The 386-nt window shown below is 64.5% G+C and carries 1 pseudogene; it reads right to left on the reverse strand.

The features are described from left to right. Positions 1 to 386: pseudogene (locus tag ACZIRK_RS45520) on the reverse strand (transposase); the annotation flags it as partial.

Below are 386 nucleotides of genomic sequence, written 5' to 3' on the forward strand. Positions count from 1 at the left end.
CGACGCGATCTTGATATTTGATCCACTGGGCCCGCCGCCTTGCCACGTCGGGACGATCGCGTTCGCCAGCCACCACGCTTTTTTTTGAAGCTGAGTTTCTCGGCATGGACGAACTCCCACACCGAGCGGTAGTCGACCTTCAGCCCGCGTTCGGCGAGCTCGGCAACCAGCCCGCGCAAGGTGAAATCGCCCGCCTTGATCCGCTCCAACACCCAGACACGGTGTTCGCCAGAAATCGCTTTCGGCCGGTGCCCACCCATCTTGCCGGGCGCGATGCTGCCGGTCTCGCGCTGCCGGCGCACCCATCCAATGGCAGTGCTGACGGCGATCCCGAACTGCTCGGCCGCCTCATGGCACGACAGCCCTCCACTCACAACCGCCGCAAC

The sequence above is a fragment of the Bradyrhizobium sp. Leo114 genome (assembly GCF_055229415.2).